The sequence below is a fragment of the Symbioplanes lichenis genome, assembly GCF_030709675.1.
Taxonomy (GTDB): Bacteria; Actinomycetota; Actinomycetes; order Mycobacteriales; family Micromonosporaceae; genus Actinoplanes; species Actinoplanes lichenis.
Genome location: NZ_JAUZQD010000003.1, coordinates 165,047 through 182,012, shown reverse-complemented (window position 1 = coordinate 182,012; position 16,966 = coordinate 165,047). Strand labels below are relative to the sequence as shown.

The following is a 16,966-nucleotide window of genomic DNA, read 5'->3' as shown; positions in this document are numbered from 1 at the left end:
GAGAGGGGCAGGATTCACCTGTTACGGGGCGGCATAAACTTGAACTGTTCCAGAAAAGGGCCTATGGTCGTCCGGTGCCGTCCGATCTCGCAGCGCAGCTCCGGGCGGTCTCGTTGCGCGTCACGCGGCCGCGGCTGGCGGTGCTCGCCGCGCTGCGGGACCATCCGCATGTCGACACCGACACGGTGATCGACCTGGTCCGGGCCGATCTGCCCATGGTGTCGCACCAGGCGGTGTACAACGTATTGCATGCGCTCACCGCCGCCGGTCTGGTGCGCCGCATCCAGCCCGCCGGCGCCACCGCGCGCTACGAGGCCCAGGCCGGCGACAACCATCATCACATCGTGTGCCGCTCGTGCGGCGCGATCGCCGACGTCGCGTGCGCGACCGGCCATGCCCCCTGTCTGACCGCCTCCGACGACCACGGGTTCGTGGTGGACGAGGCGGAGGTCGTCTACTGGGGCACCTGCCCCGCCTGCTCGGAAGGAATTGCATGAGCGACACCCAGGACAACGTCTCCGCCAGCGCGCAGGGCGTCGACGAGAAGGCGGCGGCCGGTTGCCCGGTCGCCCACGACTCCGTGACCTCGCACGGCAGCGAGAGCGAGAACCCGGCGATCGACTCGCCGAAGCCGCGGACCGGCGGCCGCCCGCACAGCAACCGCGACTGGTGGCCCAACTCGCTCGACCTGTCGGTGCTGCACGCCCACTCGAACAAGGGCAACCCGCTGGGTGAGGACTTCGAGTACGCGAAGGAGTTCGCGAAGCTCGACGTCGAGGCCCTCAAGCGGGACATCGCCGAGGTGCTCACCACCTCGCAGGACTGGTGGCCCGCCGACTTCGGTCACTACGGCGGCCTCATGATCCGGATGAGCTGGCACGCGGCGGGCACCTACCGCATCCAGGACGGCCGCGGTGGCGCCGGCGACGGCGGTCAGCGCTTCGCGCCGCTCAACAGCTGGCCCGACAACGCCAACCTCGACAAGGCGCGGCGCCTGCTCTGGCCGGTCAAGGCCAAGTACGGCCAGAAGATCTCGTGGGCCGACCTGCTCGTGCTCGGCGGCAACGTGGCGCTCGAGTCGATGGGCTTCAAGACGTTCGGCTTCGGCTTCGGCCGCCCCGACGTGTGGGAGCCCGAGGAGATCTTCTGGGGCCCCGAGGACACCTGGCTCGGCGACGAGCGTTACGTCTCGGACTCGACGATGGCCGAGGGCGTCGGCGCGACCGAGATGGGCCTCATCTACGTCAACCCGGAGGGTCCCCGCGGCAACGCGGACCCGCTGGCCGCGGCGCACTTCATCCGGGAGACCTTCGCCCGGATGGCGATGAACGACGAGGAGACCGTCGCGCTGATCGCCGGTGGTCACACGTTCGGCAAGACGCACGGCGCGGCGCCGGCCGACAACCACGTGGGCCCCGAGCCCGAGGCGGCGCCGATCGAGGCCCAGGGTCTCGGCTGGCTCAACACGCACGGCAGCGGCAAGGGCGGCGACACGATCACCTCCGGCCTCGAGGTCACCTGGACCGACAAGCCGACCCAGTGGAGCAACCGCTTCTTCGAGATCCTCTTCGCGTACGAGTGGGAGCTGACCACCAGTCCCGCCGGGGCCAAGCAGTGGGTCGCCAAGGACGCCGAGGAGATCATCCCCGACGCCCACGACCCGGCGCGCAAGCACAAGCCCACGATGCTCACGACCGACCTGTCGCTGCGCGTCGACCCCGCGTACGAGAAGATCTCGCGCCGTTTCCTCGAGAACCCGGACGACTTCCAGCTCGCCTTCGCCAAGGCCTGGTACAAGCTGCTGCACCGCGACATGGGTCCGGTCAGCCGCTTCCTCGGCCCGTGGGTCGCGGAGCCGCAGCTGTGGCAGGACCCGGTGCCGGCCGTCGAGGGCCCGCTGGTCAGCGACGCCGACGTGGCCGCGCTCAAGGCCAAGGTGCTCGACTCGGGCCTGACCACCGCGCAGCTGATCTCCACCGCGTGGGCGTCGGCCGCGACCTTCCGTTCCACCGACAAGCGCGGTGGCGCCAACGGTGCCCGGATCCGCCTCGAGCCGCAGCGCTCCTGGGAGGTCAACCAGCCCGAGCAGCTCGCGTCGGTGCTGAGCACCCTCGAGGGCATCCAGGGCGAGTTCAACGCCGCGGGCGGCGCGCGGATCTCGCTGGCCGACCTGATCGTGCTGGCCGGCTCGGCCGCCGTCGAGAAGGCCGCCAAGGACGGCGGCGTCGAGGTGACCGTGCCGTTCCACGCCGGTCGCACCGACGCCACCCAGGAGCAGACCGACGTCGAGTCGTTCCGCGTCCTGGAGCCGCGCGCCGACGGCTTCCGCAACTACCTGCGCCCGGGCGAGAAGACCCAGCCGGAGATCCTGCTGGTCGACCGCGCGTACATGCTGAACCTCACCGCGCCGGAGATGACCGTGCTGGTCGGCGGTCTGCGCGCGCTGGGCAACAACGTCGGCGGCAGCGCCGACGGCGTGCTGACCGACAAGCCGGGCGTGCTGACCAACGACTTCTTCGCCAACCTGCTTTCGCCGGGCACCCGGTGGGTGGCGTCGAAGACCCAGGAGCACGGGTACGAGATCCGCGACCTCGCCACCGACGAGGTCAAGTGGACCGCCACCGCGGTCGACCTCATCTTCGGCTCGAACTCCCAGCTGCGCGCCCTCGCCGAGGTCTACGCCAGCGCGGACGCCAAGGAGAAGTTCGTCAAGGACTTCGTGGCGGCCTGGGTGAAGGTCATGGACAACGACCGGTTCGACCTGGCCTGATTCCGCGTCACCTGAAAAGCCCGGCCGATCCTTGGTGATCGGCCGGGCTTTTGCCTTTGCTGGAAGTCATGACCCAGGATCCCGGCTCCCCCGGCATGCAGGCGGCCGCGCAGTTCGACGACCTCGGCCCGGCGTACGACACGTTCTCGCGCTCCCCGTTCCGGCGCTATCTGGAATTTCCGACCGTGCTGAGCCACCTCGGCGACGTGACGGGGCTGGCGGTGCTCGACGTCGGCTGCGGCAGCGGCGTCTACACGCGGATGGTGAGACAGCGCGGCGCCCGGCGGGCGGTCGGGATCGATCTGACCCCGGGCATGATCGAGCACGCCCGGGCGATCGAGGAGGCCCAGCCGCTGGGGATCGACTATCTGGCGGGCCCGCTGCCCGAGGAGCTCGACGGCGTGTTCGACGTGGTGCTCGCCGTCTACGTGCTGCCCTACGTGCCGGACCAGGCGGAGCTCGACGGCTTCTGCCTGCAGGCGGCCCGGGCACTGCGGCCGGGCGGGCGGTTGGTCGCGCTCCCGGCCAACCCCGGCCTGCGCCGGGACAAGGACTACTACGAGAGGTACGGCTTCCGCACGCACGGCGCGGCCACGGGCGCCGAGCCCGATCCGGTCACCCTGGATCTGGTCTACGACGACCTGGACGAGACGATCGCCGCGTGGACGTGGTCCACCGGGGCGTTGGAGACGGCGCTGACCCGGGCCGGTTTCACCGGGGTGACCTGGGACGGTCCGCTGGTGACCGAGGCCGGGATCGAGGCGCTGGGCAAGGCGTTCTGGAAGCCTTATCTGGACTGCCCGCACGCTCTCACGGTGCGCGCGCATCTCTGAACGGCGGAGCCCGGCCGCTCCGCGGGGGAACGGCCGGGCGCTCACGTCGTACGGGAAAATCAGATCTTGCCTGTCCCCGCGCCGGCGGTGACGGTGGCCTTGACCGTGTTGTTGGACTCGGGGGTGTAGGAGTAGGGGATCGCCGCGACGCTGGCGCCGTTGCGGACCTGCTCGGTGCCCGAGTTCACCTTGTAGTTGTTGAGCACCTTCAGGTTGCCCTCGGCCGAGTCGCCGGTCTGCGTGATCGTCGGACTGTCGACGTTCTCGAAGTAGTTGCGCTCGACGAAGACGCCCGCGTTCTCGGTGGAGGCGACGCCGTAGGACCCGATGTTGCTGTAGTAGTTGTTCAGCACGTGCACCGGGTTGCCGAAGCGCACGCGCGGGTGCCGCTGGTTGGTGCCGTCGAACCAGTTGTGCACATAGGTCACCCGCAGGTGGCCGATGTCCTGCGACCCGTTGTCGTCACTGTGCCCGAGCAGCATCGACTTGTCGTGGTCGTGCAGCTTGTTCCACGACACGGTGATGAAGTCGGAGCCGCGCTTGATGTCGATCAGCCCGTCGTAGCCGTTGGCCAGGTCGTTGTGGTCGATCCACACGTTCGTCGTGTTGGTCTGCACGTTGATCGAGTCGTCGTTCGCGTTCCGGAAGACCAGGTTGCGGATGATGACGTTCCGCACCCCGGACAGGTTGAACCCGCCGCCGGTGATCCCGGAGCCGGACCCGACCCCGATGATCGTCTTGTTCGAGGCGACGTTCAGCATGCCGGACACCGAGATCAACCCGGACACCCGCACGGTCTGCGACGTGCCCGAACTGATCGCCGACTGCAGCGCGGACGAACTGGTCACGGTGACCACGGTGCTCGCCGACCCGCCGGTGGTGCCGCCGTTGAGACTGGCGAAGCCCACCGGGCTGGACTCGGCCGCGATCGCGGTGGACTGGCCCGCGATCTGGGCACCGCCGACGGCCAGGACGGCGGCCGAGGCGGCGGCGATGACCCTTCTTCGGGACATGGACATGAGCTCTTCCTCCAAGGGGGAGCGGATGCAGGTGGACCGGCTTCGTCCGCCGCCGGTGGTGACGGCGGGACCGGCGCTGCGCCCCCGGGACCACGGAGCCTCCCCGCCGAGCACTGCCCGCGGCGGGGGGAAAGTCCTCTAGGTAAGCGCTTTCCGCACGCTAGGCCCAAACATCGAGACCTGTCAATGGAAAACGTTGTTGGCAGATCGCGGGCGCGGGGCGGCGCGGGCGCCAAGGCAGGTTGCGGGCAGGCGACGCCTCGCCGGCGCGGGGCGGCCCTCTCATGCTGAGGCGACCTTCCCCGCGCCGGGCATGGCACGCTCGGCCGGCTCCTGCGCCCGCGTGGTCTCCGGCGCGGGCGAGTCGGGCTCCGGGCGGCGGGCTATTCGGCGGGCGCGGGGGTGGTCTTCTTCGGCGCCGGGTTGGATTGCATCAGGCCGTTGAGGTAGAGCGACTCCCGGCACTGGCTCGCGGGACGGGAGTTGGCCGGGGTGCCGGGCCGGCGGCAGACCACCAGCATGCTCACCTCGGCCCCGGCGGGCACCCGGATCGGCGTCACCGAGTGGTAGTCCTGGTTGCGGAAGTTCTCCAGGGCATAGGTGACCACCGGCACCTCGTTGGCCGTGACGCGCAGGGTGCCCTCGTCGCCCTGGACGTTGTCGACGAGGAAGTCGGTGAGCAGGAACGTCTTGCGCGCGGGCACGGTGAACGACCGCTCGGCCGAGCCGCCGGTGTTGGTGCGGAACGTCACGGCGGCGGAGAACTGCTGGCCGCCCGCTGCGCCGCCCACTCCCGCGCCTGTGCCCGTACCGGAGCCGTTGCCGTTGCCGTTGGCACCGCCTTGCGTGCCGTTGCCGCCGTTGGCGCCGGTCGTGGGGGTCGGGGTGGGGTCGGGCGGCGTGGTCGCGAGCTCCTGCTCCGCGGCCTGCTGGGCGGCGACGGCCTGGGCGTCGACCGCCTCCTTGGCCGCCGATTTCACGGCCGGGCGCACCAGCCCGAACCAGAGCGCGAGGAGCAGCAGGATCAGGGCGAGCAGCGCGGCGAGCAGCTTGAGCAGCCCCGGCGAGACGACCGGGCGCTGCACGAACACGCCCTCCATGGTCAGCGGCTGGTCGTCGGTGCCGCGGACCTCGGCGGTGAACGGGTATTCGCGCGGGGCGCCCCACCAGATCCAGCGCCGCGACCGGGCGGTCAGGCGGGTCTCGGTGCGGGTGCCGTTGCCCGCGACCACGCTCGCCGGGTGCAGGGCGAAGGTCAGCTGGTCGGTGCCGTCGGCCGCGGCGAACGTGAGCTCCTCGCTCACGTTGCCGTGGTTGTCGGTGTCGATGCGGTAGCGGCCCTGCTTGTAGCCGGACTGCGAGCCCGGCTGCAGCGTGGTGGCGAGCTCGCTGAACGGCTCGACGGTGAGCGTGCCCTCCTCGACGACGGTCGCGTCGGGATGCTCGGCCGGCACGATCCGCACGCCGAAGGCCCGCTCGCCGGCCGGCACCCGCGCGGACCGCGGCGGCGCGAACGTGACCGTCACGGTGGCGCTGCCGGCCGGATAGAGCGTGATCTCCGCCGGCTCGACCACCGCCCACTCGCCCGGTTCCCCGAGGACCTCGAGGGTGTACGCCTCGACCGTGTCACTGGAGTTACGCACCGTCACGGGCACGGTGGCCGTGGAGCCAGGTGTCACGGAGAGGGAGGTGGAACCCAGTGAGGCCGATGCGCGCATGAAACCGATGTTAGGAAGCCCCGGGCGCCGTGGCAGGAGCCGTGGGGGAAGCATCCGGGGCAGAACCGCTGCCCGTCCGACCGCCCGTTAAGTCGTTGCTAAGCGGCCTCCGGACACTGGGGACCGTCGGCAAGTCAGGGGGAACGATGCAACGGACAACGGTTCATGTACAGGCTTCGGACCCGGTCACGGGTCAGGGTATGACGGCTCTGCTGAGCGCGCGACCCGAGATCCGGGTGGTGGACGAGGGCGAGCCGGCGGTCGTCACGGTGGTCGTGACCGACGGTGTGACGGAAGAGACGTTCGCACTTCTGCGCGAGCTCCGGCGAGGGCCCACGCAGACGGTCCTGGTGCCGTCGGTGATCGACGACGGGCAGCTCTCCCGGGCGGTCGAGTGCGGCATCGTCGGCGTGGTACGCCGTAGCGACGCCACCAGTGCCCGGCTGGGCCAGGTCGTGGCGGGCGCGGCTCGCGGCGAGGGCAGCGTGCCCGGCGATCTGCTGGGCCGCCTGCTCGAGCAGATGGGCCGGCTGCAGCGCGACGTCCTGCCCACGCACGGGCTCACGCTGCACGGGCTGACCACCCGGGAGACCGACGTGCTGCGGCTGGTGGCCGACGGGCTGGAGACCCGGGACATCGCGTCGAAGCTGTCCTACTCGGAGCGCACGGTCAAGAACGTGCTGCACGAGCTCACCACGCGGTTGCAGCTGCGCAACCGCGCGCATGCCGTGGCGTACGCGCTGCGGCACGACCTCATCTGAGGGCAGCCCGTCTGCCCGCAACGCTGCCCCGATGGCCGGTGTCGATCGCCGGAAGCAGAGAAATGCTGGACCTTTCCATCCTCCGTCCCGAGGTGTCGTCGTGCGTTTTCCCCGGAAGTTGCTGGCCGCTCCGCTGGCCGTGGTCGTGGCGTCGCTCACGGCCTGGGCCGTGGTGGCGGGCGACGCGGACGCCGCGCCCGGCGACCCGCCGCCCGCGGCCGACCAGCTCCGGGTGGCCTACGCGGGCACCCAGCACCGGTCCATCGGGGTGGCCGCGCTCGCCGAGCCGGCCACCAGGCCGCTCTTCGGCTCGGCCCAGCAGCACTTCGACGACGAGGCGTCCGCCCGGGGCGGCACGGTCGCGTGGGTGAGCCGCCGGGAGACGTTCCGGGCGCAGGTCTTCGTCCGGGCCGGCGACGGCCCGGTCCGGCGGATCGTCACGCCGGTCGACGACGTGGCCGGCCACCCGGTGGTCTCGGCCGACGGGTCGCGCGTGGCGTTCGCCCTGACCCGCGAGGGCGTGGGCAGCCAGCGCGACATCTGGGTGGCCGACGTGGACGGCAGCGGCGCGCCGACCCGGGTCACCGACGGCACGGGTGACAACTACTGGCCGAGCTGGTCCCCCGACGGCACCGAGATCGACTTCGAGGGCCGCCGCGACGGCGACCTGCCCAAGGTGTGGTGCGTCACGGTCGGTGACCCCGGCTCGGCACTCATCGTCACCGACGGGGGCGGCGCCGGGGCCGGCGAGCCGTCGTGGAACACCGCGGAGGGGCGGGGCGGCCTCATCGCGTACACACGGGCTCCGCAGACTCCGGACCAGCGGCGGATCCACCTCGCCAACCGCGACGGCAGCGCCGACCGCCCGATGCTCAACGAGCCGTGGGAGGGCCGCCAGCCGTCCTGGAACGCCGCGGGCACGACGGTGGCCTTCCTCAGCCGGAGCGTCGGGACGGGCGAGATCGCCCCCGACGGCATCGAGCGGGTCTACACCGCCGTGCCGCCCGACAACGGCTGCACCTGCGCCGCGATTCTGCACTCGGCGGAGGACCGGCTGCCCTCCAACCCGGGGTGGTACACGCCGCCGGGCGGCATCGAGGAGCTGCTGATCACCCGGACGACCGCGCCGGACCGCTCCACCGTGCGGCTCTCCGACATCCGTCCCGGCGCCATCGACCCGCGCGACCTCGGCGTGACGCTGGGCCGGCAGGACCCGGCCGCCGACACCGACCCCGATCTGCTCTGGGCCACGAGCAACGGCGACCCGTGGTGGTCGCGCCCGTCCTACTCCCCCGACGCCCAGCAGATCCTCGTGAGCATCTTCGAGGGCGCGGGCGCGGCCCGGGTGGCGCGGCTGTGGGTGGTCAACGCCGACGGGTCGAATCCGCAGCCGCTGGCGGTCGCCGGCCGCACCGCCACGAGCAGCGAGACGGAAGCGGTCTGGTCGCCGGACGGGACGCGGATCGCCTACTCACGCCGGGAGGCCGGGCAGCCGGCCCAGATCCGTGTCGTCGACGCGGCGACGGGCGCCGAGGTGGCAGCGCTGCCGGCGGCCGCGGAGGGCTACGGCGACACCGAGCCGGCCTGGTCGCCCGACAGCCGGGAGATCGCCTTCACCCGCGGCCAGCCGCACACCCAGAGCCCGAGCAGCCACGTGTGGGTCATCGCCGCCGACGGTACGGGCACCGCGCGCAACATCAGCGAGGCGTCCGGCTGCCAATGCCGCAGCGACTACAGTCCCGCCTTCTCGCCCGACGGCCAGCAGCTCGCCTTCGGCCGGTCGCCGGACGGCATGGTCGTCACCGACGTGCTCGGCGCCGGGTGCCGGGTTCTCGAGCCCACCGGCCGGGCCTGCGGCGACGATCTCTCCACCGAGCCGACCGTCGCGCCGCACCGGCCGGCGCAGATCGACTGGTCGCCGGACGGCAGCCGGCTGGCCTACGTGTCGCGGCGCTTCGGTGACCTCGCCTCGCCGGAATACCTGAAGACGTACGAGCTGGAGACGGACTTCCCCGACGGCCTGACCTGGGAGATCCCCGGGCGGCACATGTGGCCGGCGTGGCAGCGGGCCAACGACGTCGCCACGGCGGTCGTGCGCGAGCCGGGCCCGGTGGGCGTCGGGGAGACCGCCACGGTGGAGCTGTCCGTGACGGACAAGGGGCCCACGCCCGCGTACGGGATCCATGTCGACCTGGCCGTCCCGGACGGCGTCGAGCTGACCGGGCTGGCGGCCGCCGACGAGAGCACCACGTGCGACGTCGTGCAGCAGTCGTGCCAGCTCGGCGGGATCGGCATCGGCAACGAGCGGGTGATCCGGGCCGAGCTGACCGCGTCCGCGCCCGTGACGACCGTGCTCAGCTGGACCGTCGGCGGCTATCTGGCCGACGCGGTGCCCGGCGACAACACCGCCGAGGTGCCGCTGGTCTTCGAGGCGGCGCCGACCAGCCCGCCGCCGTCGAGCCCACCGGCCTCCAGCCCGCCGCCGTCCAGCCCGCCCCCGTCGAGCCCGCCACCCAGCAGCGCTCCCCCGACGACCGCGCCACCCACGACCACGCCGCCGACGACCACGCCGCCGGCTCCGGTTCCACGGCCGGCGACCGCGCCGGACATCCGGGTCAGCGTGGTCGTCAACCCCACGCCCACCTGGGTTGGGCACCGCACGACCGTCACCTACACGATCCGCAACGTCGGCGACGGCACGGCGACGAACGTGAGCATCCGGCCGCAGTTGCCCGCCGGCATCCCGGTCGCGAGCCGGCCGGGGGTGTGCACCACGACGACGTGCGCGCTGGGCACGTTCGCGCCGGGCACCGTGCGTACGCTGGTGTTCGTCCTCGTCCCGGGCCAGAAGATCACGACCAGCGTGCGCGGCACGATCACCGCGACCACCCTGCCCCCGCGCACGGTGCGGGCGCCGCTGCGGGTGCTGGAGCCGAAGATCGAGGCCGTCCCCGCGATGGGGCCGCCCGGGTTCGTCACGATCATCCGCGGCACCGACTTCCCGCCCGGCGTGCGCGTGCGGCTCACGTGGGACAAGGGCGTCACGCTCGCGGCCAACCCGGCCGTACCCGACGCGCGGGGGCGGTTCGACGCCCAGCTGCAGGTGTTGTTCCGCGACGAGCTCGGCCCGCGCGAGGTCATCGGCACGGGCAGCGGGTTCCGGCGGGTCACCACGGACTTCCTCGTGGTTCTGCCCGCGCAGCAGCCGCCCGGATCGGTGGTGCGCAAATGATCGACGAGGTGGACACCGCGCTGCAAGGGCTGCTGACCGGGGAGACCCTGGCGGGCACGGACATCCAGGTGGCGTTTGACGCGCCCACCAAGGACTGGGCGGCCCGGCGGACCGCTCCGACCGTCAACCTTTTCCTCTACGACATCCAGGAGGACACCGAGCTGCGGCAGCACGGCACGATGGCCGAGTACGACGCGGAGGGCGTGCTGGTGGCCGAGCACGAGCCGCCACGGTACTTCGCGTTGTCGTACCTGGTGACCGCCTGGACCAACCGGGCGCAGGACGAGCACCGCATCCTCTCCATCCTCCTGGCCGGGCTGGTGCGGCACGACGCGGTGCCGCCCGACCGGCTGGGCGGCACGCTGGCCTCGATGGAGATCCCGGTACGCCTGTCCGTGGCGATGCCGCCCGCCCGCGACCGGGGCCTGGCCGACATCTGGACCGCGGTCGGCGGCAACCTCAAGCCCTCGCTCGATCTGGTCGTGCTCGCCCCGCTCGCGGCGTCCGTGATCCGGGCCGGCGCCGTGGTCACCGACGGCATGCGGCTGCGCCTGCACGACAACGACAGCCCCGCCGACGAGACGCGGCGGCTGCGCATCGCGGGTGCCGCGGCCGATCCGGCGGCGCCGCTCGGGGCCGAGCGGGAGCGCGAGTTGCCCACGGCTCGCCGGCGCCGGGGCGGGCCGCTCCGATGAGCGCGCCGGCCACCGACGACCTGCGGGTGGACGGCCCCGGGCACTTCCGGCTGCGGCTGTCCCTCGTGGAGCTGCGCGTCCGGCAGGCCGCGGCCGCCCGGCGGTCCGTCGACCCCGACCCCGACGACCCGTTGCGCGGGCTGCACCTCTCCGCGGAGCACGTGCAACGGCTGCTCGACGATCCCGCCGCGGGTGCGCTGCCGGACCTGCGGGACGCCGCGTCCTTCACCGCCGTCGAGGAGGCGGCCGACCGGGCTGTCGAGCCGCTGCCGCTGCGCGTGCTGGCCCAGTCCTTCGGGCTGACCGCCCTCGATATCGACCTGCTGCTGGTGGCGTTGCTACCGGATCTGGACCGACGCTACGAGAAGCTCTACGGCTATCTCAACGACGACGTGACCCGGCCCCGGGCGACCGTCGGGCTCGCCCTGGAGCTGTGCGGCCTGCCGCCGGTGCTCGGCGCCGCCCGCGCCCGCCTGACCGCCGGCTGCCCGCTGGTCGACGGCGGGCTGGTGCTGCCCGAGGACGGCGACCGGCCGTTCCTCACCCGGACGCTGCGGGTGCCGGACAGGCTGATCGGGCATCTGCTGGGCGATCCGCGCCCGGATGCCCGGCTGACCGGCCTGGTGCGCGCGGTGCCCGACCCCGGCTGGCAGCCCCGGGGCACCGCCGGGCTCGCGGCCGCCCTGCGGGCCGGGCACCAGCTCTTCTACCTGCACGATCCGGGGGCGGGCTCCCCCGACGAGCTGGCCACGGCCGCGCTGCTCGCCACCGGGCGCCCGGCGTTGCGGCTCGACCTCGACGCGCTCGCCACCGATCCGGCGCCGGCCGAGGTGGTTCCGGCCGCCGTCCGCGAGGCCCGGCTGACCGGCGCGGGGCTGATCGCCGGGCCCGTCGACCCGGCCCGGCTGGGGTCGCTGCGCGGGCTGCTCGACGCCCCGGTGCCGGTGGTGCTGAGCGGGCGGTCGCGCTGGGACCCGTTCTGGGCACCGACGGCGCCGGTCCTGGTCACGGCGCCGGAGATGGGGGTGGAGCAGCGGGCGCGGTCGTGGCGGGCGGCGCTTTCCGCGTACGGGACGCCGGCCGCCGCCACGGTAGATGTCGAGCGGGAGCTGGCGCCGTACACGCTGACCGCCCCGCAGGTGCGCCGGGCCGCTGTCGTGGCGGCGCAGCAGGCGCTGGTGGCCGGGTCGGGGGTGGTCGATGCCGGGGCGTTGCGCACGGGGGTGCGTACGCAGAACGCGGCCGGACTGGAGCAGCTGGCGCGCCGGGTCGAACCGGCCGTGACCTGGGACGATCTGGTCCTGCCGGACGACGCGGCGACGCAGTTGCGTGATCTCGCCGCCCGGGTGCGGCACCGCGAGCGGGTGCTGGGCCAGTGGCGGCTGCGCCCCGGCGGCGGCCGTGGGCGCGGGGTGACCGCCCTCTTCGCGGGCGACTCCGGCACCGGCAAGACGATGTCGGCCGAGGTGATCGCCGCCGATCTGGGCCTCGACCTGTACGTCGTCGACCTCTCCACGGTCGTCGACAAATATGTCGGCCAGACCGAGAAGAATCTCGAGCGCATCTTCACCGAGGCGGCCGGCGTCAACGGCGTGCTGCTCTTCGACGAGGCCGACGCGATCTTCGGCAAGCGCTCGGAGGTGTCCGACGCGAACGACCGCTACGCCAACATGGAGAGCGCGTACCTGTTGCAGCGCATGGAGTCCTTCGACGGTGTGGCCGTCCTCACCACCAACCTGCGCGCCAATCTGGACGAGGCGTTCATCCGCCGCCTCGACGTCATCGTCGACTTCCCGGTGCCCGACCGGGCCCAGCGCCGCGCGTTGTGGGACCACTGCCTCGGCCGCGACCTGCCCCGGGCCGGCGACCTGGATCTCGACCGCTGCGCCCGGGTGTACGAGCTGTCGGGCGGCGCGATCCGGGCGTGCGCCGTGACTGCGGGCTATCTGGCGGCGGCGGACGACGGCCCGGTCACCATGGCGCATCTGATCGCCGCGGCCCAGCGCGAGTACCGCAAGCTCGGCCGCCTCCTGCCCGCCGACTGAAGGAGCCGCCATGCCCGCACATCACGAACGGCAGAGCGAGGCGAAGGACACTTCCCCCGGTACGCGGCGGCGCTCGTCGAGCCCCGGCGAGACGCCCGACCTCGCCCGGTTCTCCCGCTCGGATGCGGCCGGCCTGCAACACCTCGCGGGCAACCGGGCCGTCAGTCACCTCGTCGCGCAGCGCCGGGCGGCATTGCAAGAGCAGTCCACGGTCGAGGAGGTGACTCCCGAGCAGATCGGCGCCGTGACCCGCGGCGGCGGCAAACCGCTCGACGAGCCGATCCTGCAACGGGCCGAGGGCGCCACGGGCATGGACATGTCGCACGTCCGGGTGCACACGGGCCCGGAGGCGGCCGCTTCCGCCGCCGCGTTGCGGGCCCGGGCGTACACGGTCGGTTCCGACATCGTCGTGGGCAGCGGCGGGAGTGATCCCGAGACCTTGCTGCACGAGGCCAAGCACGTCGAGCAGCAGGCGCGCGGGGCCGTCCCGGGCCAGGCCACGTCCGGCGGCCTGCACCTGAGCCATCCCGGCGACACCGCCGAGCGGGAGGCGGCCAGCTTCGCCGCCGCGGAGATGCGCAAGCCGGCGCCGGATCCAGGTGCCGCCTTGGAGTTGCATCATCCGGAGGACGGGCATGGGCACGCGGCCGTGCAGCGGGTCGCCCAGACCGGGGAGTCCTCGACGGCGGGCGATGCCTTCGGCGAGGAGGAGATCGAGACGATCCCCGCCGCCGGCGAACCGGTCTCGTCGGGCCGTCCGGTCTCCCCCGAGGGACTCCGGGACCCCCGGCACAAGCTGAGCAACGACATCACCGCCAACACGCTCGTCCAGCCCGGCAAGGCGGGCCTCTGGGACTATGTCGCGCGGAAGTGGTCCGACATCGTCTACAGCCGGGAGCGGACCCGGCTGCGCGACGCTCTGGGACGACGGGTGATCAAGGGCAAGCCCTTCTCGGGGCGGGAGCTCACGCTCATCCAGCAGCTCTCGGGCGAGGACCCGGACTGGCTGAGGACGATCGGCATCGGCACCTACGAGGAGGCCGAGGCCCTGGCCGGCGGGCGGCATCCGGATCGGTTCCGGACGTGGATGCAGATGGCACCGGGCACACGGATCCTCGCCGCGACCATCGCGTTCAACACCCAGCGGCCGGCGCCGGGCCAGCGCGCGCCCATCAATCCGGCGTACACCCTGGGGCGTTTCATGACCACGCAGGGCCTGAAGCCCGGCGACGAAGGCCGCGCCCCGCTGGAGCAGGAGCGGGACGCGCAGATTCGCGACACCGCCGTCGACACTTTGTACCCACCGGAATCGGCCGGCGCGGTGCCGGACGCGGCCCGCACGAAGGCGGCCGCCGCGAATGTGATCCTCACCAACGTGTTGCAGGTGCTGCAGGCCGGTCTGCAGGTCCGCAACGACGGCGGCGGTTACCGGAACTACGAGGGCGACGTCATCCGCGCGCTCGCGCACGGCGGCCGGGTCAACATCCGGATCCCGGCGCTGACCGGCACCGCGAGGCCCGACGATCTGCTCGAGTACCTCGGGGTCCTGCAGGGCGGCAAGCGCAGCTCCGTCGTGGACAGACGCAGCGGCGCCACCCATTACACCGACATCGGCGAGAACAAGGCCGGGCAGCCCGGCCGGTTCGTGGAGAAGGGCGGCGGGCTGGCCGGGGCCCGCAACGTGGCCGTGAACGGCCCGGGCTACCTGGGCGAGAAGATCACCGGCGGACTGCTCAACAAGGCGGCCACCGACCGCGGCGCCACCGAGCTGATGGGCATCGACATCGCGGCCGGCGGCGTCGGCACCACGGACTGGAACGGTGACGTCGTGCTGCCCAACGGCTCGTACGGGCACATGCTGCTCGTCTGGTCCCCGCCGACCGCCCGGAAGGACGGCTCGCTGCTGGTCGGCATCGAGACGGTGGCCATGGGCGCGGACAGCCCGGTCGGCTACGTGCACGGCATGACGTCCACCGAGGCGACCGCGAACCCGGAGTCCGTGCTGCACGGTCACAAGGCCGACAAGATCGGCGAGGGCAAGACCAAGGACAACACCCGCCTGGTGGAGCTGGCCCAGGTGCGGGACGGCGACAAGGGCTGGCTCGAGGTGCTGACCGACATGAGGGACAACTGGCAGGAGCGCCTGCGGGACGCCGAGGACAAGCGGCCGCTCTACGAGGAACTCGTCGGGCCGCGGGCCACCGGCTGAGACCGGGGCCGCAGGGGCACGAGGTCTGCCCGCCCGGCAGCCCATGGGGACCTTGGCGTTCCCCTCCCCGCGAGAAAGGCTGCAAAGGTCCGTCGAACTGGCTCTGAAGGAGTGCTACATGCCGACGTACCTTTCCCCGGGCGTCTACGTGGAGGAGGCGCCGAGCGGATCACGCCCGATCGAGGGTGTCGGCACCGCCGTGACCGCGTTCGTGGGGTTCGCCGAGAAGGGGCCGTTCCACACGCCCACGCTGGTGACCAACTGGAGCCAGTACGTTCAGCTGTTCGGCGGCATGGTCGAGGGCACCTACCTCGCCAACGCCGTCTACGGCTATTTCACCAACGGCGGCGGCATCGCCTACGTGGTGCGCGTCGGTGCCCCCTCCGCCCCGAACGGCTCGTCCCGCCGGGAGATCTCCAACGGTGACGCCGCCCAGGTCGGCACGTTCCGGGCGGCCGCGCTCGGCAGCGCCGCGGGCAACGGCGAGGTCAGCGTCGAGGTCGTCGACTCCGACGCCGAGGGCGCCGGGGAGGATCGGTTCAAACTGATCGTCCGGCAGAACGGCAATGAGGTCGAAGCCTTCGAGGGCTCGTTCCGCCGCCGCGCCGACCGCAACGTGGTCGCCCAGGTCCGCGAGCACTCGAAGGTCATCACCCTCGAGGAGGCCGCCCCGGCCAACGCGCTGGCCCGGCCGGCCAACCAGTCCGTCACGCTGCCCGCCCCGGCGCCGGCCGCTGACATCGTGCCGGCCGGCCTGTCGGTCGACGAGTTCGCCGGGGACGTCGACGCCCGCTCGGGCCTCGGCGGGCTGGAGGCCATCGACGAGATCACCATGGTGGTGGCGCCCGACCTGATGGGCGCCTACCAGCAAGGCGCGCTCGGCCTCGAGGACGTCAAGGCCGCGCAGCTGGCCCTCATCGCCCACTGCGAGAACATGGGCGACCGCATGGCGATCCTCGACCCGCCGCCGGACCTCACCGCCCAGCAGGTGCGCGCCTGGCGGCAGGAGACCGCGGGCTACGACTCGAAGTTCGCCACGCTCTACTACCCCTGGGTCAAGGTCTTCGACCCGGCGGGCGGCCGCACCATCATGATGCCGCCGAGCGGTCACGTCGCCGGCCTGTGGTCGCGCACCGACACCGAGCGCGGCGTCCACAAGGCCCCGGCCAACGAGGTGCTGCGCGGCGTCGTCGACCTGCAGAACAACATCACCAAGGGCGAGCAGGACCTGCTCAACCCGATCGGCGTCAACTGCATCCGGGCCTTCCCGGGCCGCGGCGTACGCGTCTGGGGTGCCCGCACGCTCTCCTCCGACCCGGCGTGGCGCTACATCAACGTGCGCCGGCTGTTCAACTACATCGAGGAGTCGATCCTCCTCGGCACCCAGTGGATCGTCTTCGAGCCGAACGACCAGCGGCTCTGGGGCACCATCCGGCGCAACATCACCGCGTTCCTGACCGAGGAGTGGCGCAACGGCGCGCTCTTCGGGGCCACCGCCGCGGAGTCCTTCTACGTCAAGTGCGACGCCGAGACCAACCCGCCCGAGGTCATCGACCGGGGCCAGGTCATCTGCGAGATCGGGCTGTGCCCGGTCAAGCCGGCCGAGTTCGTGGTCTTCCGGCTGTCCCAGTTCTCCGACAGCACCAGCCTGGTCAACGAGTAATTTCTCCGAAAGGTAGAGGGA

Annotated in this window: 11 protein-coding genes; 9 read left to right on the top strand and 2 right to left on the bottom strand. The window is 72.3% G+C overall.

Translation table 11 applies throughout. The annotated features are described in order from the left end of the window. The first annotated feature begins 74 nt into the window (after positions 1-74). The 3 genes from RAN62_RS08005 to RAN62_RS07995 all read left to right on the top strand — a co-directional run bounded on the left by RAN62_RS08005 (position 75) and on the right by RAN62_RS07995 (position 3,603). Positions 75-497, top strand: a complete 423-nt coding sequence (locus tag RAN62_RS08005) for a Fur family transcriptional regulator (protein ID WP_305783863.1) — start codon at positions 75-77, stop codon at positions 495-497. After that, entirely contained in the window at positions 494-2,770 is a 2,277-nt protein-coding gene (katG, locus tag RAN62_RS08000) for a catalase/peroxidase HPI (RefSeq protein ID WP_305783862.1), read from the top strand. The genes RAN62_RS08005 and katG overlap by 4 nt, the downstream gene beginning before the upstream one ends. 68 nt (positions 2,771-2,838) lie before the next feature. Continuing rightward, positions 2,839-3,603: a class I SAM-dependent methyltransferase gene (locus tag RAN62_RS07995; RefSeq protein WP_305783861.1), complete on the top strand. Its 765-nt coding sequence runs from the start codon at positions 2,839-2,841 to the stop codon at positions 3,601-3,603. 59 nt (positions 3,604-3,662) lie between these two features. Here RAN62_RS07995 and RAN62_RS07990 read toward each other — a convergent pair whose 3' ends face one another. Together RAN62_RS07990 and RAN62_RS07985 are read right to left on the bottom strand one after the other, a co-directional pair. Next, positions 3,663-4,622 (bottom strand): pectate lyase family protein, encoded by a 960-nt coding sequence (locus RAN62_RS07990; protein ID WP_305783860.1) that lies wholly within the window; start codon positions 4,620-4,622, stop codon positions 3,663-3,665. 383 nt (positions 4,623-5,005) lie between these two features. Beyond that, entirely contained in the window at positions 5,006-6,340 is a 1,335-nt protein-coding gene (locus tag RAN62_RS07985; protein WP_305783859.1) for a COG1470 family protein, read from the bottom strand. A gap of 200 nt (positions 6,341-6,540) precedes the next feature. On the opposite strand from RAN62_RS07985, the gene RAN62_RS07980 reads away from it, so the two are divergent. From RAN62_RS07980 to RAN62_RS07955, 6 genes are all read left to right on the top strand, one after another. Continuing rightward, positions 6,541-7,101, top strand: a complete 561-nt coding sequence (locus RAN62_RS07980) for a helix-turn-helix transcriptional regulator (RefSeq protein ID WP_305783858.1) — start codon at positions 6,541-6,543, stop codon at positions 7,099-7,101. A 100-nt stretch (positions 7,102-7,201) separates the two neighbouring features. Continuing rightward, on the top strand, positions 7,202-10,333 hold the full coding sequence (locus RAN62_RS07975) for a hypothetical protein (RefSeq protein ID WP_305783857.1): 3,132 nt from the start codon (positions 7,202-7,204) through the stop codon (positions 10,331-10,333). Next, entirely contained in the window at positions 10,330-11,028 is a 699-nt protein-coding gene (locus RAN62_RS07970) for a Pvc16 family protein (RefSeq protein WP_305783856.1), read from the top strand. The genes RAN62_RS07975 and RAN62_RS07970 overlap by 4 nt, the downstream gene beginning before the upstream one ends. Further along, a complete protein-coding gene (locus tag RAN62_RS07965; RefSeq protein ID WP_305783855.1) occupies positions 11,025-13,073 on the top strand; it encodes an ATP-binding protein in 2,049 nt (682 codons plus the stop codon). Before RAN62_RS07970 ends, RAN62_RS07965 begins: the two co-directional genes overlap by 4 nt. Before the next feature lie 10 nt (positions 13,074-13,083). Continuing rightward, a complete protein-coding gene (locus RAN62_RS07960; protein ID WP_305783854.1) occupies positions 13,084-15,282 on the top strand; it encodes an eCIS core domain-containing protein in 2,199 nt (732 codons plus the stop codon). 118 nt (positions 15,283-15,400) lie between these two features. Next, a complete protein-coding gene (locus RAN62_RS07955) occupies positions 15,401-16,945 on the top strand; it encodes a phage tail sheath family protein (protein WP_305783853.1) in 1,545 nt (514 codons plus the stop codon). Positions 16,946-16,966 lie beyond the last annotated feature (21 nt).